Below are 25301 nucleotides of genomic sequence, written 5' to 3' on the forward strand. Positions count from 1 at the left end.
GCAGCTATGCAAAGCCGCATGCGAATGCGCCGGGCCATGCAGACCGATGCATGCCGCTCGTCAGGGCTGCTTCCGGACCACCGGCGCCGACGCCGGTGGTCGGAGGCTGCATCCTGTATCGCTCGATTTCCATCGGAGAGGCTTCTTCAGCTCGTACGCAATCTCCGACCGCGTCATTCCGAAGTCCAGAAGCTCCCGCTCACTCATGGCCGCGAGCTGGCAATGGATCCGCGCGTGCTCTCGCCGGAGCCGGATGATCTCCGCCAGCTTGCGCCAAACCGATGCGACCCTCGCAGGCCGAAACGAAAGGCGCCAGCCGGCAGACCAGATCGTGCTCAATGCCGTTAGCCCGCGACCCTCGCGACCGTGTGTGGAAACGGTCCGAGCGCCTTCTCGGTCAGAGCCGAGTCGCAATATTCCCTGATCTCCTTGATCTTGCCGTCGGCGAGCCGAAACACGAGGCAATAGTCGTTGTCGTAGCGTGCGCCCTCGAGCGTGACGTTGTCGCCCTTGGCTTCGACCACCACGATGTCGCCGTCGGCGATGAAGCGGTGGGCGATCGTGCGCGTGCGGTCACGCAGGCGCGCGCGGACATAGCCGTGCAGATCGCCAATGATCGCCGCCTTGCCGGCAAAGGTGCGCGACCAGGAATATTGCCCCGTCACGACCCATTTGGCGTCGTCGGCGAGACTGGCGGTGAACAGGGCGCGGTCGCGCGCGGCGGGATCGGGATTGGCGGCCGCGGCAAAGATATCCTGCAGCAGTTTCTTGTTGGCGCTCGCGCTCATGGCGGCATCTCCTCGTGGTGACAACGCGGAGATCATCGCCGGGCCGACAGCATTCTTCAAATCGATATGAAATATGATATCTATTCGCCTCATGAATTTGAATTCGCTCGACCTCAACCTATTGACCGCACTCGACGCATTGCTGCGCGAGGCCAATGTCAGCCGCGCGGCCATGAGGATCGGCCTGTCACAGCCGGCGACGAGCCACGCCTTGCAGCGCCTGCGCGACATCTTCGGCGACCCGCTGCTGGTGCGCACGGGCGCACGGATGGAGCTAACGCCCCGGGCCCAGGCCCTGCGCGCACCGCTGGCGCAGGCGCTCGACCAGGTCCGCGGGCTGTTCGTGCCTGATGACTTCGATGCCGCGCGCAGCGAGCGGCAATTCCGCCTGATGATGCCGGATCTCGCGGTCGAGCTGCTGATGCCGCCGTTGATGGCGAAAGTCTCGCGCCTCGCCCCCAACGTCCGCATCGACGTGGTGCCGTGGCGGGGGCCGGCGATCTTCCACGCCGAGTTCGCCCGCACCATCGACCTCGTGATCTCGATCGGCAATGCCTTCAAGGGCTTTCATCGCCAGTTGCTCTACACCGACAGCGACGCGCTCGCGGTGCGGCGCGGCCATCCTGTCGGAGCGAAGCTGAAGCGGCGCGAGGCGTTCCTGGCCGCCGGCCATGTCGGCGTGATCATCCGCGGCAATGCCGAGGATCTCATCGACACCTGGCTACGCAGCAAAGGGATCGAGCGACATATCTCGCTGGTCGTGCCGGGCTATCTCGAAGCCTTGCACGTCGCCGCGCGCACCGATCTCGTCGCCTTCGTGCCGCGCCGGCTGATCGCCGCGCTGTCGCGGCAGCTCGGCCTCGTCGCGGTGACGCCGCCGCTCGATCCCGGGATCGACGAGCAGTTCATGTTCCATCCGACCCGCGCGCAGATGGACCCCGGTTCGGTCTGGCTGCGGCGGCTGATGCTGGAGACGGGGCGGGAGCTGGAGAAGCGGAGGGCTGGGTGAGGTTGCAGCTTCAACAAGCTCGGTGTCGTCCCGGACAAGCGCGCCCCAAGCGCGCGCCGATCCGGGACCCAGCCACAGGACGTGATTTGGCGAAGACTCGCGGTTGTCAGCGCGCGCGGCAACTTTTCCCTGGGGTTATGGGTCCCGGGTCTGCGCTGACGCTTGCCCTGGACGACAGGGGAGTATGTGGCTGCGCTTACGCCTTCTGCGCCGCCATCACCTTGCTTACCGCGGGGCGATCGGACATGCGCTTGAAGTGATCGGCGATCTTCGGCGTCGCATTGATGTCGACGCTGTCGCCTTCCAGCCAGGTCGAGAGCGTGTAGAGATAGGGATCGCAGATCGTGTACTGATCGCCCATCACCCACGGCCCCTTGAACATCTTCTGCTCGATCAGCTTGAAGCAGGCGGCCATGGTCTTCGGCACCATCGCCTTCATATCGGCGAACGAGCTCTCCTCCGTCGCCCAGCGGGCGCCGCGCATCTTGTGCGCGTGGTTGATGTGCACGGTCGAGCAGAGATAGGAGTTGAACGACTGCACCTGGGCGAAGTCGAAGGGATCGTCGAGCGGCGCGAGCTTCGCCTTGGGGAAGGTTTGCGCGAGATAGGCCAGCATCGCCGGCGTCTCGGTCAGGACGCCGCGATCGGTGACCAGCGCCGGCACCCGGCCCTTCGGATTGATGGCGAGATAGTCCGGGCTGTTCTGCTGGTTGTCCTTGAAGCTCAGCCGTTCGGCGGTGTAGTCGGCGCCGGCTTCTTCCAGGGTGACGTAGGTGGCGAGCGCGCAGGTGCCGGTGGCGTAGTAGAGCTTGAGCATGTCGGACCTCATGGGGGAAAGCCGGAGGTTAACGGTCCTCCGCCGCGCGGTCCATAGGCGACCTGTTCGCAGTTGCCCACGGCCGCCCGGCTGTGCGAAGACGCCGTCCATCGAAGGGGGATTTGTCATGACCGTACTCATCGCCGGTGGCGGCATCGGCGGCCTGACGCTTGCGCTCAGCCTGCACCAGATCGGCGTTCCCGCGAAAGTGTTCGAGAGCGTCGCGGAACTGAAGCCGCTCGGCGTCGGCATCAACGTGCTGCCGCATGCGGTGCGCGAGCTGATCGAGCTCGGTCTGCTGGACAGGCTGGACGCCAGCGGCGTGCGGACGCGCGAGCTCGCCTATTTCTCCAAGCACGGCAAGCCGATCTGGAGCGAGCCGCGCGGCCTGGAGGCCGGCTACAAATGGCCGCAATTCTCGATCCATCGCGGCACCCTCCAGCAGATCCTGCTCGACACCGCGGTCGAGCGGCTCGGCCGCGACAACATCCTCACCAGCCATCATCTGACCGGCTGGAGCGAGACGGCGGGCGGCGTGCGCGCCGAGTTCATCGACAGGGCGACCGGCAAGGCCGCCGGCACGTACGAGGGCGCGATCCTGATCGCCGCGGACGGCATCCATTCCGCCGCGCGAGAAAAGCTCTATCCGAACGAAGGCCCGCCGATCTGGAACGGCCGCATCCTCTGGCGGGGCGTCACGCCGGCAAAGGCCTTCCTCACCAGCCGCACCATGATCATGGCCGGCCACGAGATCCTTAAGTTCGTCTGCTATCCAATCAGCAAGGCGCCGGATGCGGCGGGCAACCACCAGATCAACTGGGTCGCCGAGCGGCACATGCCCCCGACCTATCAGTGGCGGCGCGAGGACTATAACCGCACCGCGCGGCTGGAAGAGTTCCTGCCCTGGTTCGAAAGCTGGACGTTCGACTGGCTCGACGTTCCCGCCCTGATCAAGAACTGCCCGCACGCTTACGAATATCCGCTGGTCGACCGCGATCCGGTGTCGCAATGGACCTTCGGCCGCGTCACGCTGATGGGCGATGCCGCGCATCCGATGTACCCGGTCGGCTCGAACGGCGCCTCGCAGGCGATCCTCGACGCCCGCGTCATCACCCGCGAGATCCTGGCGCATGGCCCGACGCAGGCGGCACTGCTCGCCTATGAAGCCGAGCGCCGGCCCGCGACCACCGACCTCGTCCTGCTCAACCGCAAGAACGGCCCCGAGCAGGTGATGCAGCTGGTCGAGGAGCGCGCGCCGGACGGGTACAAGGTGGTCACCGACGTGCTGTCGCAAGAGGAGCTGGAAGACATCGCGGCCAACTACAAGCGCGTCGCGGGTTTCCAGGTCGAAGCGCTGAATGCGAAGCCGCCGATCGTGCGCAGGGACGCGCGCGCGCAGGCGTGAGGGTCTGGTCAATCATCTCGAGCCGCGCACTCCTCTTCACCTCTCCCCGTAAGAACGGGGCGAGGGAGCGAGAGAGCGGTGCCCGCCTCACTTCACCACCCTCGCCGCCTCCAGCAGGCGCTCGCTGGCGCTTGCCGTCGCCAGCACGGTGCCGTCCTCCGCCATCAGCCTGGCTTCGACGAAGGCGATGGTCTTGCCGAGCTGCGTCACCTTGGCTTCGCCGATGATCGGGCCGGGCTTTGCGGGTGCCAAAAAATTCACGGTCATGCTGATGGTGGTGGTGTAGAGCCGGCCCTCGCTCATCACCAGCACCGCCGGACCCATGGTGTCGTCGAGCATGGCCGAGAGCATGCCGCCCTGGATGAAGCCCGCCGGATTGCAGAACTCCGGCTTGCCTTCGAAACCGAGCTTGATCCAGCCCTCCTGCGGGCGGGCGTCGAGCAGGCGCCAGCCGAGCAGCTCGGCGCAGGGGGGCCTTCGGAAGTTATCGAGCGCGGTCTTGACCATGCGAGATCTCCTTTGCCCTCTTGTTAGCGCAAGGCTGCTGACAGCCTGCTGTCAGCAGGATGGATCCTAAAGCGCGATGCGATTAGGACTAATCGTCATCGCGCTTTAGGTTATTGTTTGAGCATGATCTTTTCGGAAAACCGCTACACACTTTTCCGGATCATGCTCTAGCGACCCAATCCATGCGCGATGACCTTGCGCATGACGTTCGGCAGCGCTTCGCCGGCCAGGGTTGCGATCGGTACCCAGCGCATGCCCTCAGGCGCGCGGGTGCGGGCTTCCACCTTCGCTGTGTAGACCACCAGCTCGAGCGGAAAATGCGTGAAGACGTGGGTGACGACGCCCACCTTGCGCTGCCAGCGCGACAACCCCTTCAGCTGCGGCGCCTGTTGTTTGGCCGTCGCATCGTCCTGGCCGGCGAGCCAGTCCGAGCCCGGCACCTCCGTCATGCCGCCGAGCAGGCCCTTTTCGGGCCGCGAGCGGACGAGCAGCTCGTCGCCACGCGTGACCACGAAGGCGGCGCCGCGCCTGAGCGTCCCGCTCTTCTTCGGCGCCTTGCGCGGGAACGTCTCCTGGGTGCCTTGCGCGCGCGCCGTGCAATCCTCGTTCAGCGGACACAGCGAGCAGGCGGGCTTTTTCGGCGTGCAGATCGAGGCGCCGAGATCCATCAGCGCCTGCGCGCTGTCGCCGGCGCGAGAATCCGCCAGCAGCGTCGCGGCGAGTTGCTGGATCAGCGGCTTGGCTTGCGGCAGCTCCTCCTCGACCGCGAACAGCCGCGACATCACGCGCTCGATATTGCCGTCGACCGGCATGGTGCGGCGGTCGAACGCGATGGCCGCAATCGCCGCCGCCGTGTAGGGCCCGATCCCCGGCAGCGCGCGCAGCCCCTCCTCGGTATCCGGAAACACGCCGCCATGCTCGCGCGTCACCGCGACCGCGCAGGCATGGAGGTTGCGCGCGCGCGAATAATAGCCGAGCCCGGCCCACATCCGCAGCACGTCGTCGAGCGAGGCTCGCCCCAGAGCCGTGACATCAGGCCAGCGCGCGACGAACTTTTCGAAATAGGGGCCGACCGCCTTTACCGTGGTCTGCTGGAGCATGATCTCGGAGAGCCAGACGCGATAAGGATCGAACGCCTCGCCCGGCGCGGCGCGCCAGGGCAATCGGCGGCGATGGCGGTCGTACCATTGCAGGAGCGCGAGCGGGCGCGATGAGGTCTCCGGCCGAGAAGGTTCCGGCTTCGGCTTGCGTACGGATCTGGGGCTCATTCCTCACTGTAGCGGCAATGCACTGGCCTCTCCACGTCATGCCCGCGCTTGTCGCGGGCATCCACGCCTTTCTTCGCAGGAAGAACGTGGATGGCCGGGCCTCCGCCTCGCCGAGGCGGCTTCGGCCGCGCAGGCGGGACAAGCCCGGCCATGACGGCCTCGGGGTCTGTGGCCCGACGTCCGAAGTGCTATAAGGCCGCATGTCCAAATCCGGTCCCATCTTCAAGCCCGGTCCCATCAGCGCAAAGCCGCTCGGGATCCTGCTCGACGACGTCTTCGCCGAAGCCTATGCCAAGCAGGGCTTTGCGGCGCGCGAGCTGGTGACGCGGTGGGCGCAGATCGCGGGGCCGGAGATCGCGGCCCATGCCGAGCCGCTCAAGATGCAATGGCCGCGGCCGGTCGAGGGTCAGCCGCAGGAGCCGGCAACGCTGGTGCTGCGGGTCGAGGGACCGATGGCGCTGGAGATCCAGCACTCGGCCGACGTGATCCTGGAGCGGGTCAACCGCTTCTTCGGCTGGAGCGCGGTCGGCAAGCTCGCCTTCCGCCAGGCCCCCTTGTCGCGGCCCCAGGTCCGGAAGCGGCCCGGCCCGCCGGACCCCAAGGCCGTCGCCAAGGTGGCGGAGAACCTGACCGACATCGAAGATGAAGAACTGAAGACGGCGCTGGCGCGTCTCGGGGCCGCCATCAAGCGAAATTGAGCCTCATTTCGCGGCCATTCTGGACCTGTCCGTAGCGCCCACCATTGCCTCAGGCGACGTTTCGAGCTAGCGACAGGCCGCCCGCAGGGGAACCTCGGGCAAACATTGCCAATCCCGGGAGCCGACCTTGATCATCACCCGCCGCGCCTTCACCACGATGCTGTCGCTGACCGGGCTTGCCGCGTTCGCCGGGCTCTCGCCGCTGCGGTTCATCTCGGAAGCGATGGCGCAGTCGGCCGCCGATGTGGCCAAGCCGGTGTCGCTGCCCGACATGGCGCTCGGCCCGAAGGACGCCGCCGTCACCATCACCGAATACGCCTCGATGACCTGCCCGCACTGCGCCGCCTTCAACGAGCAGGTGTTCCCGAAGATCAAGAAGGAATACATCGACACCGGCAAGGTGCGTTACATCTTCCGCGAGTTCCCGCTCGACATCAAAGCCGCCGCCGGCTCGATGCTGTCGCGCTGCATTGCCAAGGACGACGCGCCGAAATACTTCGCGGTCACCGACATGCTGTTCCGCCAACAGAACGACTGGGTGGTGAAGAACACCACCGAGACCCTGACGCGGATCGGCAAGCAGGCCGGCCTCACCCAGCAGCAGGTCGAGGCCTGCCTGAAGGACCAGGCGCTGCTCGACAAGATCGCCGCCGACCAGAAATACGCCAGCGACGTGCTCAAGGTGGATTCGACGCCGACCTTCTTCATCAACGGCGAGAAGATCAAGGGCGAAGCCTCGTTCGAGGAGTTCGCCAAGAAGATCAACCCGCTTCTGAAGAGCTGATTCGCTCGTCAAGATCCTGATTCGCATCTCGAAAGCCGTAGCTTTCCCGGCATAAATCCCTTGGGAAAAGCGGCTTTCGCCGGTTGCCCTCGCGGCGCACCGCGGCCATTGTCCAGCCGCATGAGGCGCCTCGCGCGACTCGCCCGGATAGCGACATTGCCTTCCATGGTATTGTCCCGGCAGGGGGATTCGCGCCTGCCAACAGAGATGCGTGCTTATGAAAATCACCCGCCTGCGACTTCACGGCTTCAAGTCCTTCGTTGAGCCCACGGACTTCGTCATCGAGCCCGGCCTGACCGGCGTGGTCGGCCCCAATGGTTGCGGCAAGTCGAATCTCGTCGAAGCGCTGCGCTGGGCGATGGGCGAGACCTCCTACAAGTCGCTGCGCGCCGCCGACATGGACGCGGTGATCTTCGCCGGCTCCGGCAACCGTCCGGCGCGCAACCATGCCGAAGTGACGATGACGATCGACAATGCCGATCGCACCGCCCCGGCGGCGATGAACGACAGCCAGATCCTCGAAATCTCCCGCCGCATCGAGCGCGAGGCTGGCTCGGTCTACCGCATCAACGGCCGCGACGTACGCGCCCGCGACGTGCAGATCCTGTTTGCGGACGCCGCCACCGGCGCGCGCTCGCCCGCCCTCGTCCACCAGGGCAAGATCGGCGAGATCATCCAGGCCAAGCCCGAGCAGCGCCGCCGCGTGCTGGAAGACGCCGCCGGCGTCGCCGGCCTGCATGCCCGCCGTCACGAGGCCGAGCTGCGGCTGAAGGCCGCCGAAACCAACCTCACCCGCGTCGAGGACGTGATCGGCCAACTCTCCGGCCAGATGGAAGGCCTGAAGAAGCAGGCCCGCCAGGCTGTGCGCTATCGCGAGGTCGCCGCCAAGGTCCGCAAAGCCGAAGCGACACTGTTCCATCTGCGCTGGATTGGCGCCCATGCCGACGTCAACGAGTCCGGCCAGACCCACGACCTCGCCGTGCGCGAGATGGCCGAGCGCACCCAGCACCAGGCCGAAGCCGCCCGCATCCAGGCGATCCGCGCCGCCGAGATGCCGGCGCTGCGCGATGCCGAAGCGCGCGCTGCGGCCGGCCTGCAGCGCCTGACCAATGCACGCGAGCAGCTCGACCGTGAGGAAGAGCGCGCCAAGGAGCGCGTCGCCGAGCTCGAGCGCCGCCTCGCCCAGTTCGAGGGCGACATCTCCCGCGCCCAGCAGCAGACCATGGACGCGGACGTCGCGCTGCAGCGGCTCGACACGGAAGATGCCGAGCTGAAGGAAGAGATCAAGTCGCGCGTCGAGAAGCGCTCCGGCGTCGACGAGCGCGTCGCCGAAGCCGAAGCGGTGCTGACCGAGACCGAGCAGCGCTTCGCCGAGCTCACCACCGCGCTCGCCGACCTCACCGCCAAGCGCAATCAGTTAGAGGCCAACGTCCGCACCCACCGCGACAAGCTCGCCCGTCTCGACCGGGAGATCGCGAACGTCGCGGCGGAAGAGCAGAAGCTCACCGAGGCGACCGGCGGCTTCGGCGATCTCGACGAGCTGACCGCGCTGGTCGAGACCGCCGAACAGACGCTGGCCGCGTCCGAAGCCGCGGCACAGGCGAGCGAAGCCGCGCACGTCGCCGCCCGCCAGACGCTGGAATCCTCGCGCTCGCCGCTGGTCGAAGCCGACAAGCGCGTGCAGCGGCTCGAGACCGAGGCGCGCACGATCTCCAAGATCGTCAACGGCGAGACCAAGAATTTGTGGCCGCCGATCATCGACGGCATCACCGTCGACAAGGGCTTTGAAAAGGCGATCGGCGCCGCGCTCGGCGACGACCTCGATGCGCCGATCGATCCGTCGGCGCCGATGCGCTGGACCAATGTCGGACACACCGAGGGTGATCCGGAGCTGCCCGAAGGCGCCGTTCCGCTCTCCAACCATGTGCAGGCACCGGCCGAGCTGGCGCGCCGCCTGGCGCAAATCGGCGTGGTGCCGCGCGAGCGCGGTGCCGAGCTGGTGTCGCAGCTCAAGACCGGCCAGCGGCTGGTCTCGCCCGAGGGCGACGTCTGGCGCTGGGACGGCTTCGTCGCCGCGGCGCACGCGCCGACCGGCGCCGCGCGGCGCCTCGCCGAGCGCGCCCGGCTCGTCGACATCGAGAACGAGCTGGAGCAGGCCCGCATCGACGCGCAGATCAAGCGCCAGGCGCTGGAGAACGCCGAGTCCGAGCTGCAGATGGCAGCGAGCACCGAAGGCGCCAGCCGCGAAGCCTGGCGTGCCGCGCAGCGCGAGCTGAACATCGCGCGCGAGCGTCACGCCAATGCCGAGCGCGAGATCAGCCGCCACGCCGCGCGCAAGGCGACGCTGTCGGAAGCGCACAGCCGCCTCGCCGCCGACCGCGCCGAGGCCGAGGCCGCCTACGAATACGCCCAAGCCGGCATCGGCGAGTTGCCCTCGAGCGAGGATACCGAGACCCAGCTCGCCGCCGTCCGCAGCGACATCGAAGGCCAACGCCGCATGGCCGCCCAGGTTCGCGCCGAGGCGCAGGCGCTGGCACGCGAAGCCGAGCTCGCCGATCGCCGCGTGCAGGCGATCCTCGCCGAGCGCACCGAGTGGCAAAACCGCAAGGAGAGCGCGGCCTCCCACATCGACACCATCCAGGCCCGTATCGCCGAGCTCACGATCGAGCGCAGCGAGCTCGAGAACGCCCCGGCCGTGTTCGCCGAGAAGCGCAGCGCGCTGATCACCGAGATCGAATACGCCGAGAACGACCGCCGCATGGCCGCCGACGCGCTCGCCACCGCGGAAACCGCGATGGCCGAGACCGACCGTGTCGCCAAGCTGACGCTCGAAGCCCTGTCGAGTGCCCGCGAGGCCACCGCCCGCGCCGAGGAGCGCATGGAAGGCGCCCGCCGCCGGCTGGAGGACATCGAGCGCGAGATCCGCGACATGCTCGAGGTCGAGCCGCAGGCCGTCGCCGGCCTTGCCGAGATCGAGCCCGGCGCGGAGCTGCCGCCGCTGCACGAGATCGAGGAGGACCTCGAGAAGATGCGCCGCGATCGCGAGCGCCTCGGCGCCGTCAATCTGCGCGCCGAGGAAGAGTTGCGCGAGGTCGAGACCCAGCACACCGGCCTCGTCACCGAGCGCGACGACCTGGTCGAAGCCATCAAGCGGCTGCGCCAGGGTATCCAGAGCCTCAACAAGGAAGCCCGCGAGCGGCTCCTGACCTCCTTCGACGTCGTCAACAACCACTTCAAGCGCCTGTTCGTCGAGCTGTTCGGCGGCGGCGAGGCAGCGCTGCACCTGATCGAGAGCGACGACCCCTTGGAAGCCGGCCTCGAGATCATCGCCAAGCCGCCGGGCAAGAAGCCGCAGACGCTGTCGCTGCTTTCGGGCGGCGAGCAGGCGCTGACCGCGATGGCGCTGATCTTCGCGGTGTTCCTCACCAACCCTTCGCCGATCTGCGTGCTGGACGAAGTCGACGCGCCGCTCGACGACCACAACGTCGAGCGCTACTGCAACCTTCTCCACGAGATGACGGGCTCGACCGACACGCGCTTCATCATCATCACGCACAACCCGATCACCATGGCGCGGATGAACCGGCTGTTCGGCGTCACCATGGCCGAGCGCGGCGTCTCGCAGCTGGTGTCGGTGAGCCTGCAAGAGGCGGTGGACATCCTCGACCAGAACGTGGCGTGATGTCTGTGGCGTCATTCCGGGGCTCGCGCAGCGAGAACCCGGAATCTCGCGCTACAATCTCGAAGTTCCGGGTTCGCGCTACGCGCGCCCCGGAATGACGGTGGGTAAACATGATCTCCCCCACCCTCCCCGCCGAACTGAAAGCCGCCCTCGATGGCAAGCTGCAGGGCTTCTCCCGCACCGACGCGGCACAGCGCTCGCAGAAGATCTCGACCGCCTATCGCGCCGGCGGCACCTCCGGCACGATCAAGTCGGCGGCCGATGCCCTCGCTTATGCGCTGGCGCGCATGCCCGCGACCTACGCGGCGGTGGCGGCCAGCCTCAATGCGCTCACCGAGATCGCGCCTGATCTCGCCCCGGAAACATTGCTCGACGTCGGCGCAGGCCCGGGCACCGCCAGCTGGGCGGCCGCGGAAGCCTTTCCGTCGCTGCGGGATTTTACGTTGCTCGATGCCAATGCCACGCTGAGCCGGCTCGCGCTCGAACTGGCACGCGACAGCACGCGTCTCGCGGACTTCCGCTATCTGCCCGGCGATGCCGGCGGCAATCTCGCTGAAGTCTCGCAAGCCGATCTCGTCATCGCCAGCTACGTTATCAATGAGCTCGACGAGGCCGATCAGCGCAAGCTCGCAGAAGCCATGTGGGCCAAAGCGCGCCACGCGCTGGTCGTGATCGAGCCCGGCACGCCCGCCGGCTATGCCCGCAGCCTCGCCCTGCGGCAGCAGCTGATCGCAGCTGGCGCCTTCGTCGCCGCCCCCTGCCCGCACGAAAAACCCTGCCCGCTCATCGCGCCCGACTGGTGCCATTTCAGCCAGCGCCTGCCCCGGTCGCAGGCGCACCGCCAGATCAAGGGCGCCGAGGTGCCGTTCGAGGACGAGCGCTTCATCTACGTCGCACTGACCCGCACCCCGCCCGCCAAACGCGCCGCGCGCGTTCTGGCGCCGCCGGACGTCGGCAAGGCCGAGATCGCGGCCAAGCTCTGCACGGAGGATGGTGTCGCGCCGGTAAAAGTCCCGCGGCGCGACAAGGCAGCCTATGCCGGCGCCCGGCGCTGGCGCTGGGGCGATGCCGTCATGTCCGAAAGTTAATTGTGCTGGCCGTGCCTGCCTTGAACTCGAACGGTTCCTGATCCGACCAAGTCTTACCTTCCCGCGCCGGGCTCTCATCCTGCATCAATTTGGTCTACCCTAGCGCCCGCCTTCTTTCCTCTTCAGGAGTTCTCCATGTCGACCGGCTGGATCGTTCTCGGCGTCATCGTCGTCCTCGTGCTGTTCGCCTTCAGCGCCTACAACCGCCTGGTGGCGCTGAGCCAGCGCGTCGGCCAGGCCTTTGCCGATATCGACGTGCAGCTCAAGCAGCGCCACGACCTGGTCCCGAACCTGGTCGAGACCGTGAAGGGCTATGCCTCGCATGAGCGCGGCACGCTCGACGACGTCATCAAGGCGCGCAATTCGGCGATGTCGGCGCAGGGCCCGGCGCAGGTGTCCGCGGCCGAGACCCAGCTGTCCGGCGCGCTCGGCCGGCTGATCGCGCTGTCGGAGGCCTATCCGGACCTCAAGGCCAACGCCAATTTCCAGCAGCTCGCATCCGAGCTTTCCGACCTCGAGAACAAGATCGCAGCCAGCCGCCGCTTCTTCAACAACGCGGTCCAGGAATACAACACCGGCATCCAGCAGATGCCCGTAGCGCTGTTCGCCGGCATGTTCGGCTTCACCAGGAAGGACTTCTTCGATCTCGGCACCAGCCGCACCGAGGTCGAGGCTGCGCCGCAGGTGAAGTTCTGATTTGAGCCGATAGGCCGGCAGGGCACCGCGTCATGGCCGCGTATGGTCTCTACACGCACATCGCATCGAACAAGTTTCGTTCGATGCTGCTGCTCGCCGGCCTGTTCGCGCTGGTCTATGTGCTGGTCTATGCCGGCGCGCTGGTGGCCGAGGTCGTCATCAACGGCGACGGCACGGTCGCCTATTATCTGAGCCGGGCCTTCGCTGACCTGCTCAAGGCTGCGCCCTTCGCGACCCTTGCGGCGATCGGCTGGATCGCGATTGCCTATTTCTTCCACCAGTCGATGATCGATGCCGTGACCGGCGGCCACGACGTCACCCGGCAGGAGGAGCCGCGGCTCTATAATCTGCTGGAAAACCTCTGCATCTCGCGCGGCATCACCATGCCGAAGCTGAAGATCATGGAGAGCCCGGCGCTGAATGCGTTCGCGACCGGCCTCAATCCACGGCAATATTCCATCACGGTCACCACCGGCCTCCTCGATGCCCTCGACGACAAGGAGATCGAGGCGGTGCTGGGCCACGAGCTGACCCACATCAAGAACGGCGACGTGCAGCTCATGGTGGTGGCCGTCATCATCGCCGGCGTGGTCGGCTTCTTCGGCGAATTGTTCTTCCGCCTGTTCACGAATCTCAACTGGAGCTCGGGCTCCGGCGGCTCGTGGTCATCAGGCTCCTCCTCGTCGTCGCGGTCGTCCTCGTCGTCGAGCGACAGCAAGAGCTCCGGCGGCGGTGCGATCATCGTCATCATCATCGCAATCGTGCTGATCGTAGTGGCCTGGCTGCTCTCGCAGGTGGTGAAGCTCGCGCTGTCGCGGTCACGCGAATATCTCGCCGATGCGGGCTCGGTCGAGCTGACGAAAGATCCCGACGCGATGATTTCGGCCCTGCGCAAGATCGAGGGCCGCGGCGAGCTGCCGGGCGCCACCTCGGCGGTGATGGAGCTCTGCGTCGACAATCCGCGCGAAGGCTTCGCCGACCTGTTCGCGACCCATCCTTCCGTGCAGTCCCGGGTCGACGCGCTGGTCAAGTTCGCCGGCGGCCGTGATCCCGGTCCGCTGCCGGACCCCACCGAAGAGACGGAACAGCCCGAGACCGAACAGGCCGTCGCGCAGGACAGCCCGCCGCCGCTCTCGCAGGGGCCGTGGAGCGATGGAGCCGGTCCTGCCAACCCGCCGCCTATTCCCGCGCCTAGCCCTTCAGGAGCCCCGGCAACCAATCCGATGGGACCGTGGGGCCGTTACTGACGGTGCGATTTGCCGCTTCATGCGGCGGGTTTCCCGGCAATCGGGAAAATCCTCGGGAATTGCCGTAACTGGAGCGCAAGGAATTGAATTCTCCCTTGTTTCTGCCATGTTCGCGCCCAACAGCAGACTCGGGACGTCCTTTCGGACATCGATTTGGGGCCCGGCCGATTGCGACCTCGCGATCGGGGGCGCGCGTTAGGGGACAGCAATGGCAAAGCCGGCAGTGGTTGTGGTGGGCGCGGACAAGGGCGGGGTCGGCAAGACCACGGTATCGCGCACCCTGCTCGATTATTTCTCGGCCAACAACGTGCCGACGCGGGCGTTCGACACGGAGTCGCCGCGCGGAACCCTGAAGCGCTTCCACCCCGACATCACCGAGATCGTCGACATGACGACGACGTCCGACCAGATGAAGATCTTCGACACGCTCAATGCGGTCAGCCCTTCGGTCACCGTCATTGACGTCCGCGCCGGCCTGCTCTCGCCGGCGCTGGCTTCGCTCCGCGACATCGGCTTCCTCGACGCCGCCAAGGCCGGCCAGATCACCTTCGCCGTGTTCCACATCCTGGGCCCCTCGATCGCCTCGCTGGAGGAGATCGCGGAGACGGCGGGCTTCATGACCGGTGCGAAATATTTCCTGGTGAAGAACTTCATCAACGACACCCAGTTCTTCCAATGGGACCAGGCGACCTATAATTCCTACTTCCACCGCATCAAGGACGCGACCGAGCTGACCATCCCCAAGCTCAACGAGATGGCCTATGAGCAGGTCGAGGTGTCCTCCGTCCCGTTCCTGAAATTCGTCGCCAACAAGGGCATCAACGACGAGGCCGCGAACTATTCGTTCGTGCTGCGCGGCTATGTCCGGCACTGGCTGGCCAATGTCTGGAGCGAGTTCGACCGCATCCGCCTGACCGACATCGTCGGTTCGAAGCCGGTGACCCGCAACAGCGAAAAATAGTTGCGCAAGCCGGGGGGATACGGCTGGATTGGGCGGTGAGTTGGCCCAGATAATAGCTGTCGATGCCCGCAACGCCCGTCTACATCATCTGCTCGCCTCGCCCGCAGGTCGGCAAGACCTTGCTGGCGCGGCTGCTCACTGAATTCCTGCTGCTCAAGAACGGCAACGTCGCGGCCTTCGACGTCAATCTGAAGGAGCCATCGCTGCTCGATTACCTGCCGAAGGTGACCGAGACCGCCGACGTGATCGACACCTTCGGCAAGATGCAGCTGATGGACCGCGTCATCGTCGATGACGGTCTTGCCAAGGTGATCGACCTCGGCTTCCACGCCTTCGACGAGTTCTTCAAGATGACCGACGAGATCGGCCTGCTGAAGGAGGCGGCGCGCCGCCATGTCGCTCCGCAGATCCTGTTCATCGCCGATACCGACCGCGTCTCGGCGCGCGCCCACGAGAGGCTGCGCGGGCAGATCCCGCGGATGAACCTGGTCACGGTGGACAACGAATATGTCGTCCGCGGCGAGCTGCCCCCGGCGATGGGAGGCGGCCGGCTGTTCCGCCTTCCAGCGCTGCCGGGTTTCCTGAAGACCTATATCGACCGGCTGAATTTCTCCTTCACCGGCTATCTGCGCCAGGAAAAGGACTCTTCCACCGAACTGCACCAGTGGACGCGGCGCAATTACATCGCCTTCCGGGAGCTCGAGCTCAGCCTGATATTGCAGCGGTCATAGAGTGCTCGGCCGACGAACTCGGTGTTTACCTCTCCCCAGTGGGAGAGGTCGGATTGCGCTTGGCGATGCGAAGCATCGTCCAGAGTAATCCGGGTGAGGGGCCGCAGCGATCAATGAGACCGCATCCCCTCACCCGGATCGCATCTTACGATGCGATCCGACCTCTCCCTACGGGAGAGGTGAACCGAGGCCGCAGCCGGCAGCAATCCAAACGAGATGAGCCTGAGCCACATTCTCCGCTCAGTGCCCCTCGAACGACATCAGCGTCCGCACCGGCACGTCCATGGCGCGCAGCTTGGCGGCGCCGCCGAGCTCGGGCAGGTCGATGATGAAGCAGGCGGCGACGACGTTGGCGCCGATCTGGCGCAGCAGCTTCACCGCGCCTTCCGCGGTGCCGCCGGTGGCGATGAGGTCATCGACCAGGATGACGCGCTCGCCGGGCGCGACCGCGTCGACATGCATCTCCATCTCGTCGATGCCGTATTCGAGCGAGTAGGCGATGCGCACCGTGGTGTGCGGCAGCTTGCCCTTCTTGCGGATCGGCACAAAGCCGGCCGAGAGCTGGTGCGCCACCGCGCCGCCGATGATGAAGCCGCGCGCCTCCATGCCAGCGACCTTGTCGATCTTGTTGCCGGCCCAGGGGTTAACGAGCTCGTCCACGGCGCGGCGGAACGCGCGCGCATCCGCGAGCAAGGTGGTGATGTCGCGGAACATGATCCCGGGCTTGGGATAATCCGGGATGGTGCGGACGCTCGCCTTGATGTCGTGGTCAAAAGTCATTGGTTATCTCACTCTGGCTTTTCCACCGTCATTGCGAGCGAAGCGAAGCAATCCAGATCTTCTCCCCGGCAACAGTCTGGATTGCTTCGTCGCCCGCGCAAAATCGCTTCGCAATTTGTCGCGGGCTCCTCGCAATGACGGTCCATACTCAATTCGCCCCAGCATCCAGCCGGAACGCGTTTTCGACAATACGTAACCCCACGTCACCGCCGAGCGACATCAGCGATTCCGGGTGGAATTGAACGCCGGCGACCGGCAGGGTCTTGTGCTCCAGCGCCATGGCAACGCCGTCCTCGGTGCTGGCGGTGACGCTCAGGACCTCCGGCATGCTGTCGCGCTCGACGAAGAGCGAGTGATAGCGGCCGATGACGATCTCGTTCGGCAGGTTGCGCATCAGGCGGCCGCCGCGGACCTGCACCCGCGAGGGCCGACCGTGGGCGGGATGGGTGAGCTGGCCGAGCTCGCCGCCGAAATATTCGCCGATTGCCTGCACGCCGAGGCAGACGCCGAACACCGGCAGCTTCTTCTCCAGCGCCGCATCAATCGTCTTCTTGATCCCGAAATCCTCAGGGCGCCCGGGGCCGGGCGACAGCACCAGCAAGTCCCACCTCTTCTGCTTGAGCATGTCGAGCGCATGCACATAGCGGACCACGGTGACGCTGGCGCCGACCTGACGAAAATAATCGGCGAGCATGTGCACAAAACTGTCGTCATGGTCGATCAGCAGCACCTGCTTGCCGGAACCGGTGGCATCGGGCGCAAAGGTCGAGAGCGGCTTCGGCGGATCGCCGCGCAGCGCCTGGAACAGCGCGGCGGCCTTGACCTGGCACTCGCGGTCTTCTGCGGCGGGGTCTGAATCGAACAGGCAGGTGGCGCCGACGCGCACCTCGGCGAGGCCATCCTTCATGCGAATGGTGCGGATGGTGAGGCCGGTGTTGATACTGCCGTCGAAATTCACCGCGCCGATCGCACCGGCATACCAGCGCCGCGGCGAGCGCTCGTGGTCCTCGACGAACTGCATCGCCCAGAGCTTTGGCGCACCCGTGACCGTGACCGCCCAGGCGTGGGTGAGGAAGGCATCGAGCGCGTCGAAGCCCGGGCGCAACATGCCCTCGACGTGATCGACGGTGTGAAACAGCTTCGAGTAAGTCTCGATCTGGCGGCGCGCCAGCACCTTGATCGTGCCGGGCACGCAGACGCGCGCCTTGTCATTGCGATCGACGTCGGTGCACATGTTGAGCTCGAACTCGTCCTTCTCCGAGTTCAGCAGCTGGCGGATCTGCTCGGCATCGCCGATCGCATCAAGGCCACGCGCAATCGTGCCCGAGATCGGGCAGGTCTCGACGCGGCGGCCGTCCGAACGCACGAACATTTCGGGCGACGCCGAGACCAGGAATTCGCCTTCGCCGAGATTCATCAGCGCGCCGTAAGGCGCCGGGTTGATGACGCAGAGCCGCTGGAACACTTCGGCCGGCGAGCGGTCGCAGGGCTCGGCGAACAGCTGGCCGGGCACGGCCTCGAACAGATCGCCGCGGGCGAAGGCGGCGCGCGCTGTTTCGACGGTGGCCTGATATTCGCCCGGCGCGTGATCGGCAAATCCCTGCCGCGGCGTCTTCAGATAGGGGCTGTCGGCGGTCTCGCGCGGCAGGCCTTCGGTCGATTTGCCCTTCCAGGCGAAATCGTAAGAGAGCACGACGCCGCGGCCGGTGGCGCGGTCGTAGGCGAGCAGGCGATCGGGCACGTAGAGCACGATGTCGCGCTGGTCAGCTTCGCGCGCGCGTTTCTGCACGAGGTCCTCGATCTGGAAGACGAGGTCGTAGGCAAAGGCACCGAACAGGCCGAGCAGGCCGTCATCGTTGGCCGAGAAGGCGGCGACGAGATCGCGCACCAGCGACATTACGCTGGCACGCCGCGTGCGCTGGTCCTCCTCGACCGGCGCATCGCCGCGGATGATGTGGCCGGCAAGCCGCGTCGCCGTCTTCTCGGAGATCACGACGCAGGGCTCGCGCAGGACGTCGCCGAGAAAAGCGATCAGCACCTCTCCGCGCGCGTTCAGCGCTTCCAGCCTGAAATTGACGCCCACGGTCTCGAGCTTGAGCGGCGGATCGGAGAAGCCGAGGTCGAAGCTCTCGTAGCGGCCGGGCACGGTCGTGCCCGAGGACAGCACCACGCCGCGGCGGCGGTCGAGCAGGCTCACGAGATCGTCGAGCCTGTTGGCGCCGCCGGTGAATTGCTCGGCCACGCGCGTGATCGCCAGACCCGCGCGGGTCACGTAGTCGCTTCGAGCCGGGAGGGCAAAGACTGTCCTGTTCATGTCGTCCTCTTACGAAACTTGCCGAGGGAACGCCACACAGGACAAACGATCAGGCCGCCGCGCTGTGCTGGCGACCTTCGACGATTTTGAGAAATGAAATCGCACCGGCCACCTCTTTAGGAGGTGCGCCACCAAAGACGGGCTGGGCGGACGGCGGTGCTCATGGGGCGATACTCACCATGGCCCGGGGGCGGCGTCAAGGTGCGGCAAGGCGGTAGCCCGGATGGAGCGGAAGCGCAATCCGGGGTTCGCGCCAAGACGAGAGGACCCCGGATTGCGCTGCGCTCCATCCGGGCTACAGGCTGCCGAGATTACCCCAGATGCTTCCTGAAAAACTCCGTCGCCCGACCCCAGGCGAGCTCGGCGGCTTCGCGGTCGTGCACGGCCTGGCGCTGCTCGTTGACGAAGGCGTGCTCGGCGTCATAGCGGAACAGCTCCAGCGACTTGCCGGCGGCCTTCATGGCCTTTTCGAAGCCGTTGACCAGCTCCGGCGTACACCAATCGTCCTTGTTGGCGAAATGGGCCTGGAGCGGGATCTTGACGTCGGCGGGCTTGGCCGCCTGCTCGGGCGGAATGCCGTAGAATACGACGCCGGCCGCGAGCTCAGGGATCTTGGTCGCGCCGATGATGGTCACGGCGCCGCCGAGGCAGAAGCCTGTCAGCCCGACCTTGGCGCCGTTGCGCGACAGATATTGCGCGGCGCCGCGCACGGTCTGCGTGGTGGCGTCCATGAAGTCGAGCGAGTTCATCTCCTTGTTGGCACTGTCCGTGTCGTGATACGGCACCACCTTGCCCTTGTAGAGATCGGGCGCCAGCGCGTCGAAGCCGGCCAGCGCGAAGCGGTCGCACAGGCCCTTGATCTGGTCGGACAGGCCCCACCATTCCTGGATCACGACCACGCCCGGCGCGTTGCCGCGCGCGGCATTGGCGAGATAGCCCGAGGCGTCCTTGCCGTCCGGGCGCTTGAAGGTGATGCTGGTTCCCATGGTGTCCTCCGGTGAGTTTCTGGGGGAGCGTTGGGGGTATTTTGGCGGGTGATAGCGCGATAGGCAATCGTGCCGAGCAACACACTCTCGTGCCCCGGATGCAATGCAGTGCGCCGCCCTTCGCGGCGTGGTGCATTGCTGATCCGGGGCCCAGCCACACGCATGCTGGATCCCGGCTCGCGCTTCGCGCGTCCGGGACACGAGAGCAATCGGGATAGGGGGAGCCTCGCGACTCCGCCCCTCCCACACCACCGTACGTACGGGTCCGTATACGGCGGTTCGGTGGATTATGCGGGCCGCTGTGCCGCGACGGAAGCCAAGCCGAGTGTGCCGAAGAACGCGATTGGCATGGCGATGGTGAGCGCAAGACTGTTGGCGAGCCGCCAAGGGCCATGCGGGCTGCCGGCGGTTTGTGCCGCCAGCTCCCGGCCGACGCCGCGACGTCGCAACTCGGCAAACGAGTGTCACCGCGCTTCCATTGTTTCCAGGCGATGGCGCGCAACCGCCGCCTGAGCCATTCGTCAAGTGTGCGCAATACCGACGGGGTTTGGCAGAAGCCGAAGTAGCCGCGCCATCCGATCAGATAGCGCGACAGCTCCTTGGCAATCTGCGCGAGGCTTCGGCCGCAGGTGCGTCGCGTCAGTCCTCGGACCTTCGCCTTGAAGCGGGCGAGTACCTGCGGCGCGATGCGCCGGCGCGGTTCTTTTTCGCCGGTAAAGCTGAAGCCCAGGAACTTGCGAACGCTCGGTTTGGCGACCGCGCTCTTGGCTTTGTTGACCTTGAGCTTGAGGCGCTTTTCGAGGAACCGTTCGATGCCCGCCAGCACCCGCTCACCCGCCTTCCGACTGCGCACATAGATGTTGCAGTCGTCGGCATAGCGCACGAAGCGATGGCCGCGCTTCTCCAATTCCTTGTCCAGCACATCCAGCATCAGGTTCGACAATAGCGGCGAGAGCGGACCGCCTTGCGGCGTGCCCTCCTCCGTCGGGCTGACCAGTCCTCCCTCCATCGCACCCGTGGTCAAGAAGCCACGGATCAACTTGAGGAGGCGCTTGTCAGCCACCCGCCTGGCAATGAGCCCCATCAGGATGTCGTGGTTGACCCGGTCGAAGAACTTCTCCAGGTCGATGTCCACGACGACGGCATGTCCGGACGCAATATACGCCTGCGCCCGCTCCACCGCCTGATGCGCCGAGCGCCCCGGCCGGAAGCCGAAGCTGGTCTCGGAGAACGTCTCATCCCAATCCGCCTGTAGCACCTGCATCGCCGCCTGCTGGATGAAGCGGTCGAGCACCGTCGGGATGCCAAGCAGCCGTAGGCCGCCCGACGCCTTCGGTATCTCCACCCGCCGCACCGACTGCGGTTTGTAGGTGCCCTCAAGCAACTGGGCCCGGATCGTGGGCCAATGCTCTTTCAGGTAGCCCGGCAGCTCGCCGACGGTCATCCCGTCGACGCCCGCCGCGCCCTTGTTGCGCGTCACTTGCGCCAACGCTTTCTTCAGATTCTCACGCCCAACAACTGCTTCCATCGACGGCCCTTCGTCCGCCGGGCGTTCGAGGGCGGTGGCCGCCGCGCGCGCTACGGTCTCTCGGGCGGCGGCGTTCGGGGCTTCACCCTTCGTTCCGGTGCCCAAGTTCAGCTTGACCTGATTCTTCTGCCGCATGGCTCGCGCGAGATCACCGTTCTACTAACCGCTTCTACCGTTTGGGCCTTCGGCGGCACGCCGCCGCCTACTATGCCCGCTGCTGACTTCTGCGCTGCGGTCAGATCGCCTTACGACGACCTCAGTCCCGTTGCCGGGACACAGCACAGACCTCCCGAGGTAAGACCGACCGCCTTCACCGCACGCTCGCCGGATTTACCACCCCGTCCCTTGATGACCATGGACTTCGCGATCATGTGCTCGCTCGTCCGGCCGGGTAGGCCTCGTTATCCGGTAATTGTCCATCGAGCCGCGGCTTTGCTCCACGCTGTCTTCAGACCCCACCTCGCGATGACGCCCTTGCGCTTCGCTAATCCTTCGCCGTCATCAGGCTGGATAGAGGACTTCCACCTCCAAGCTGTCGTTCATACTCGGCACACACAAAAAAGCCCCCTAGCGGGGGCCTTTTCATTTCTCGTCTTTCGCCGCTCAGTGCGAGTCGGCCCAGACCTTCTTCTTGGTGAAGTACATCAGGCCCGCAAAGATGATCAGGAACACGAACACCTGGAAGCCGAGGCGCTTGCGCGCTTCCATGTGGGGCTCGGCGGTCCACATCAGAAATGTGGTGACGTCCTTGGCGTACTGCGCGACCGTGGTCGGCGCGCCGTCGTCAAAGGTTACCTGGCCGTCGCTGAGCGGCTTCGGCATCTTGATGGCGTGACCGGGGAAGTACTTGTTGTAGTACGAGCCCTCCGGGATGGTGACCCCCTCCGGCGCCTTCTCCTCATAGCCCTGGAGCACCGCGGCGACATAGTCAGGCCCCTGCTCCTGGTACTGGGTGAAGGCGTCGAAGATGAACCAGGGGAAGCCGCGCTTGTAGGAGCGCGCCTTGGCAATCAGGGACAGGTCGGGCGGTGCCGCACCGCCGTTCGCGGCACGCGCGGCCTGCTCGTTCGGGAACGGCGAGGGGAAATAGTCCGCTGGCCGGCCCGGCCGCTCGAACATGTCACCCGCATCGTTCGGACCGTCCTTGACCTTGTACTCGGATGCAAATGCAGCGGCCTGCGCCACCGAATAGCCGGGCCCGCCGGCCTCGGCGAGGTTGCGGAAGGCGACGTAGGACAGGCCATGGCAGTTGGCGCAGACCTCCTTGTAGACCTTCAGGCCGCGCTGCAGCGCGCCGCGATCGAACTTACCGAAAGGGCCCGAGAACGACCATTTGTTGCCCGGCGGCGTGTCGCTGCCTTCGGACGCCTTCGCGCTGTCGATCGAGCTTGCGAACAGCGAGCCGGCGAGCGCCAGCACGATCGCGGTCGAGACCATCGGCGTCGACCGGCTGCCGGTCTTGGCCAGCACGGCATCCGAGATCGAGTTCGGCACCGGACGCGGCTTCTCGATGCGCGAGAGCAGCGGCAGCACGATCAGGAAGTAGGCGAAGTAGCAGACCGTCAGGACGCGGCCGGCAACCACGTAGATGCCCTCCGGCGGCTGCGCACCGAGATAGCCGAGCAGGATGCAGACCACGACGAAAATCCAGAAGAACTGCTTGGCTAGCGGACGGTACTTCGACGACTTCGTCTTGGCGGCATCGAGCCAGGGCAGGAAGCACAGGATGATGATCGCCCCGAACATCGCGATGACGCCCGCGAGCTTGTTCGGAATCGAGCGCAGGATCGCGTAGAACGGCAGGTAATACCATTCCGGTACGATGTGCGGCGGCGTCACGCCCGGGTTCGCCGGAATATAGTTGTCGGCGTCGCCGAGATAGTTCGGCATGTAAAAGATGAACCAGGCGTACAGCAGCATGAAGCAGGCGACGCCGAACATGTCCTTGATCGTGGCATGCGGCGTGAACGGCACCGTGTCCTTTTCCGTCTTCGGCTCGACGCCATCAGGATTGTTCTGGCCGGCGACGTGCAGCGCCCAGACGTGCAGCACGACGACGCCCGCGATCACGAACGGCAAGAGATAGTGCAGCGAGAAGAAGCGGTTCAGCGTCGGGTTGCCGACCGAATAGCCGCCCCACAGCAGCGTCACGATGCTCTCGCCGACATAGGGAATCGCGGAGAACAGGTTGGTGATGACGGTGGCGCCCCAGAAGCTCATCTGGCCCCACGGCAGCACGTAGCCCATGAAGCCGGTCGCCATCATCAGGAGGTAGATGATGACGCCGAGGATCCACAGCACCTCGCGCGGCTCCTTGTACGACCCGTAGTAAAGGCCGCGGAACATGTGGACGTAGACGGCGACGAAGAACATCGAGGCTCCGACCGCGTGCATGTTGCGCAGCAGCCAGCCGTAGTTCACGTCACGGACGATCAGCTCGACCGACTTGAAGGCGAGATCGGCGTTCGGCGTGTAGTGCATCGCCAGGACCACGCCCGTCAGGATCTGCATCCCGAGCATGAAGGAGAGGATGGCGCCGAAGGTCCACCAATAGTTCAGGTTGCGCGGGGTGGGATAGGCGACGAAGGAGGAGTGGATGAGACCAAAGATCGGCAGGCGCCGCTCGATCCATTGCAGGGCCGGATTGCTCGGCTGGTAGTCGGATGGTCCGCTCATGATGCGATCCTGAGGAAATAGTACGACGAGACGGCGCGAAGCTTCGGACGAAAGTCCGAGGCTCAGCCGATCTGGATTTTGGTGTCGGAAACGAACTGGTACGGCGGCACCGGCAGGTTCGAGGGCGCAGGGCCCTGGCGGATGCGGCCGGACGTATCGTACTGCGACCCATGACAGGGGCAGAAGAACCCGTCGTAATTGCCCTCATGAGCGATCGGGATGCAGCCAAGATGGGTGCAGATGCCGATCACGACCAGCCACTGGTCGTGGCCGGACTTGACGCGGGCCTCGTCGGACTGCGGATCGGGCAGGCTCGCCACGTTGACGGCGCGCGCCTCATCGATCTGCTTCTTGGTGCGATGGCTGATGTAGATCGGCTTGCCGCGCCAGAACACCTTGATGTCCTGGCCTTCCGCGATCGGGCTGAGATCGACCTCGATCGGCGCACCGGCGGCGATGGTCGAGGCATCAGGATTCATTTGCGAGATGAAAGGCCAGAGCGCAGCCGCGCCCCCTACTGCTGCAGCTGCCCCTGTTGCAACGAATAAGAAATCACGGCGTGTCGGATGGTCCGCCGAAGACGCTGTCGTCACGATTCCAACCCTTTCTTCTTATGCGACCGGTGGAACCGCTCCGGGGGGCGCCCATGAGGTCCCCGGAAAGGCTGCCGGCGCCCGCGGCCCCCCGCGGCGGCAGAACTTTGCTTGCTCACGCCCAAAACGGGGAAAACAGCAGTCCAGAATCGTTCTATTGGCACCCTTGCCGGGCGAGCGCAAGCCCGCTAACGGCGTGGGAGCGTGCAATGCACGAATTCCCCGACGGGCGATGTTTTATTGAGACATTTTGCGCCCGCAAGCCAACTCGCCGCCGCCCATGCAGATCGCGCTTTTCCAGCCTGACATCCCCCAGAACACCGGCACGATTCTTCGCCTCTGTGCCTGCCTGGGCATGGGCGCCCATATCATCGAACCTGCGGGCTTCCCGGTCTCGGACCGCCTGTTCCGCCGGGCGGGAATGGATTACCTCGACCATGTCAGGCTGACCCGCCACGTCTCCTGGGCGACATTCGAGGACTGGCGCGCAGGCCAGGGCCACCGGCTGCTGGTGTTCACGACGAAGGCCGCCACCGACTACCGCGATTTTCATTACCAGAGCTCGGACATCCTGCTATTCGGGCGCGAGAGCGCCGGCGTCACCGATGCGGTGGTCGAGGCCGCCGATGCGCGCCTGGTGATCCCGATCAAGGCGGGGCTGCGGTCGCTCAATGTGGCCATGAGCGTGGCCATGGCCGCCGGCGAGGCGCTGCGGCAGATCCGGAACCCGCAAGTTTGACAGG

General features: G+C 65.8%; 20 protein-coding genes and 1 pseudogene. 11 read left to right on the forward strand and 10 right to left on the reverse strand.

Annotation, left to right across the window (positions count from 1 at the left end):
• Window positions 1–344: 344 nt before the first annotated feature.
• Complete coding sequence (locus N2604_RS32825; RefSeq protein ID WP_260372114.1) at window positions 345–788, reverse strand: nuclear transport factor 2 family protein; 444 nt, start codon at window positions 786–788, stop codon at window positions 345–347.
• Between the two features lie 91 nt (window positions 789–879).
• On the opposite strand from N2604_RS32825, the gene N2604_RS32830 reads away from it, so the two are divergent.
• On the forward strand, window positions 880–1797 hold the full coding sequence (locus N2604_RS32830) for a LysR family transcriptional regulator (protein ID WP_260372115.1): 918 nt from the start codon (window positions 880–882) through the stop codon (window positions 1795–1797).
• Window positions 1798–1993: 196 nt separating this feature from the next.
• On the opposite strand, the gene N2604_RS32835 is transcribed toward N2604_RS32830, so the two are convergent.
• Entirely contained in the window at window positions 1994–2614 is a 621-nt protein-coding gene (locus N2604_RS32835) for a glutathione S-transferase family protein (RefSeq protein WP_260372116.1), read from the reverse strand.
• A 127-nt stretch (window positions 2615–2741) separates the two neighbouring features.
• Here N2604_RS32835 and N2604_RS32840 point away from each other — a divergent pair, with 127 nt between their 5' ends.
• Window positions 2742–4019, forward strand: a complete 1278-nt coding sequence (locus N2604_RS32840) for a flavin-dependent oxidoreductase (RefSeq protein ID WP_260372117.1) — start codon at window positions 2742–2744, stop codon at window positions 4017–4019.
• Between the two features lie 87 nt (window positions 4020–4106).
• On the opposite strand, the gene N2604_RS32845 is transcribed toward N2604_RS32840, so the two are convergent.
• Both N2604_RS32845 and mutY read right to left on the reverse strand, forming a co-directional pair.
• Complete coding sequence (locus N2604_RS32845) at window positions 4107–4526, reverse strand: PaaI family thioesterase (RefSeq protein WP_260372118.1); 420 nt, start codon at window positions 4524–4526, stop codon at window positions 4107–4109.
• Between the two features lie 167 nt (window positions 4527–4693).
• Window positions 4694–5794: an A/G-specific adenine glycosylase gene (mutY, locus tag N2604_RS32850; protein ID WP_260372119.1), complete on the reverse strand. Its 1101-nt coding sequence runs from the start codon at window positions 5792–5794 to the stop codon at window positions 4694–4696.
• 200 nt (window positions 5795–5994) lie between these two features.
• Here mutY and N2604_RS32855 point away from each other — a divergent pair, with 200 nt between their 5' ends.
• From N2604_RS32855 to N2604_RS32890, 8 genes are all read left to right on the forward strand, one after another.
• Window positions 5995–6492, forward strand: coding sequence for a DUF721 domain-containing protein (locus tag N2604_RS32855; RefSeq protein ID WP_260372120.1), 498 nt, complete (start codon window positions 5995–5997; stop codon window positions 6490–6492).
• A gap of 127 nt (window positions 6493–6619) precedes the next feature.
• The gene (locus N2604_RS32860; protein WP_260372121.1) at window positions 6620–7276 is read left to right on the forward strand and encodes a DsbA family protein; all 657 of its coding nucleotides are present in this window, start codon (window positions 6620–6622) and stop codon (window positions 7274–7276) included.
• Window positions 7277–7493: 217 nt separating this feature from the next.
• On the forward strand, window positions 7494–10958 hold the full coding sequence (gene smc, locus N2604_RS32865; RefSeq protein WP_260372122.1) for a chromosome segregation protein SMC: 3465 nt from the start codon (window positions 7494–7496) through the stop codon (window positions 10956–10958).
• A gap of 110 nt (window positions 10959–11068) precedes the next feature.
• On the forward strand, window positions 11069–12046 hold the full coding sequence (locus N2604_RS32870) for a small ribosomal subunit Rsm22 family protein (RefSeq protein ID WP_260372123.1): 978 nt from the start codon (window positions 11069–11071) through the stop codon (window positions 12044–12046).
• A gap of 135 nt (window positions 12047–12181) precedes the next feature.
• Entirely contained in the window at window positions 12182–12742 is a 561-nt protein-coding gene (locus N2604_RS32875; RefSeq protein ID WP_260372124.1) for a LemA family protein, read from the forward strand.
• Window positions 12743–12774: 32 nt separating this feature from the next.
• Entirely contained in the window at window positions 12775–13989 is a 1215-nt protein-coding gene (locus tag N2604_RS32880; protein WP_260372125.1) for a M48 family metallopeptidase, read from the forward strand.
• A gap of 208 nt (window positions 13990–14197) precedes the next feature.
• Window positions 14198–14950: a hypothetical protein gene (locus N2604_RS32885; protein WP_257176139.1), complete on the forward strand. Its 753-nt coding sequence runs from the start codon at window positions 14198–14200 to the stop codon at window positions 14948–14950.
• 62 nt (window positions 14951–15012) lie between these two features.
• The gene (locus N2604_RS32890; protein ID WP_260372126.1) at window positions 15013–15681 is read left to right on the forward strand and encodes a hypothetical protein; all 669 of its coding nucleotides are present in this window, start codon (window positions 15013–15015) and stop codon (window positions 15679–15681) included.
• A 240-nt stretch (window positions 15682–15921) separates the two neighbouring features.
• On the opposite strand, the gene N2604_RS32895 is transcribed toward N2604_RS32890, so the two are convergent.
• The 6 genes and pseudogenes from N2604_RS32895 to petA all read right to left on the reverse strand — a co-directional run bounded on the left by N2604_RS32895 (window position 15922) and on the right by petA (window position 24558).
• Window positions 15922–16461, reverse strand: coding sequence for an adenine phosphoribosyltransferase (locus tag N2604_RS32895; protein ID WP_260372127.1), 540 nt, complete (start codon window positions 16459–16461; stop codon window positions 15922–15924).
• A gap of 148 nt (window positions 16462–16609) precedes the next feature.
• Window positions 16610–18775, reverse strand: coding sequence for an anthranilate synthase component I (locus tag N2604_RS32900; RefSeq protein ID WP_260372128.1), 2166 nt, complete (start codon window positions 18773–18775; stop codon window positions 16610–16612).
• A 311-nt stretch (window positions 18776–19086) separates the two neighbouring features.
• Window positions 19087–19761: a dienelactone hydrolase family protein gene (locus N2604_RS32905; RefSeq protein WP_025038157.1), complete on the reverse strand. Its 675-nt coding sequence runs from the start codon at window positions 19759–19761 to the stop codon at window positions 19087–19089.
• A gap of 526 nt (window positions 19762–20287) precedes the next feature.
• Window positions 20288–21424: pseudogene (gene ltrA, locus N2604_RS32910) on the reverse strand (group II intron reverse transcriptase/maturase); the annotation flags it as partial.
• Between the two features lie 468 nt (window positions 21425–21892).
• Entirely contained in the window at window positions 21893–23965 is a 2073-nt protein-coding gene (gene fbcH / locus N2604_RS32915) for a cytochrome b/c1 (protein ID WP_260372129.1), read from the reverse strand.
• 62 nt (window positions 23966–24027) lie between these two features.
• Window positions 24028–24558, reverse strand: coding sequence for a ubiquinol-cytochrome c reductase iron-sulfur subunit (gene petA / locus N2604_RS32920; protein ID WP_260372130.1), 531 nt, complete (start codon window positions 24556–24558; stop codon window positions 24028–24030).
• A gap of 280 nt (window positions 24559–24838) precedes the next feature.
• Between petA and N2604_RS32925 the strand changes: the two genes are divergently transcribed.
• Window positions 24839–25297: a tRNA (cytidine(34)-2'-O)-methyltransferase gene (locus tag N2604_RS32925; protein WP_260372131.1), complete on the forward strand. Its 459-nt coding sequence runs from the start codon at window positions 24839–24841 to the stop codon at window positions 25295–25297.
• Window positions 25298–25301 lie beyond the last annotated feature (4 nt).

The organism is Bradyrhizobium sp. CB1015 (assembly GCF_025200925.1).
GTDB lineage: Bacteria > Pseudomonadota > Alphaproteobacteria > Rhizobiales > Xanthobacteraceae > Bradyrhizobium.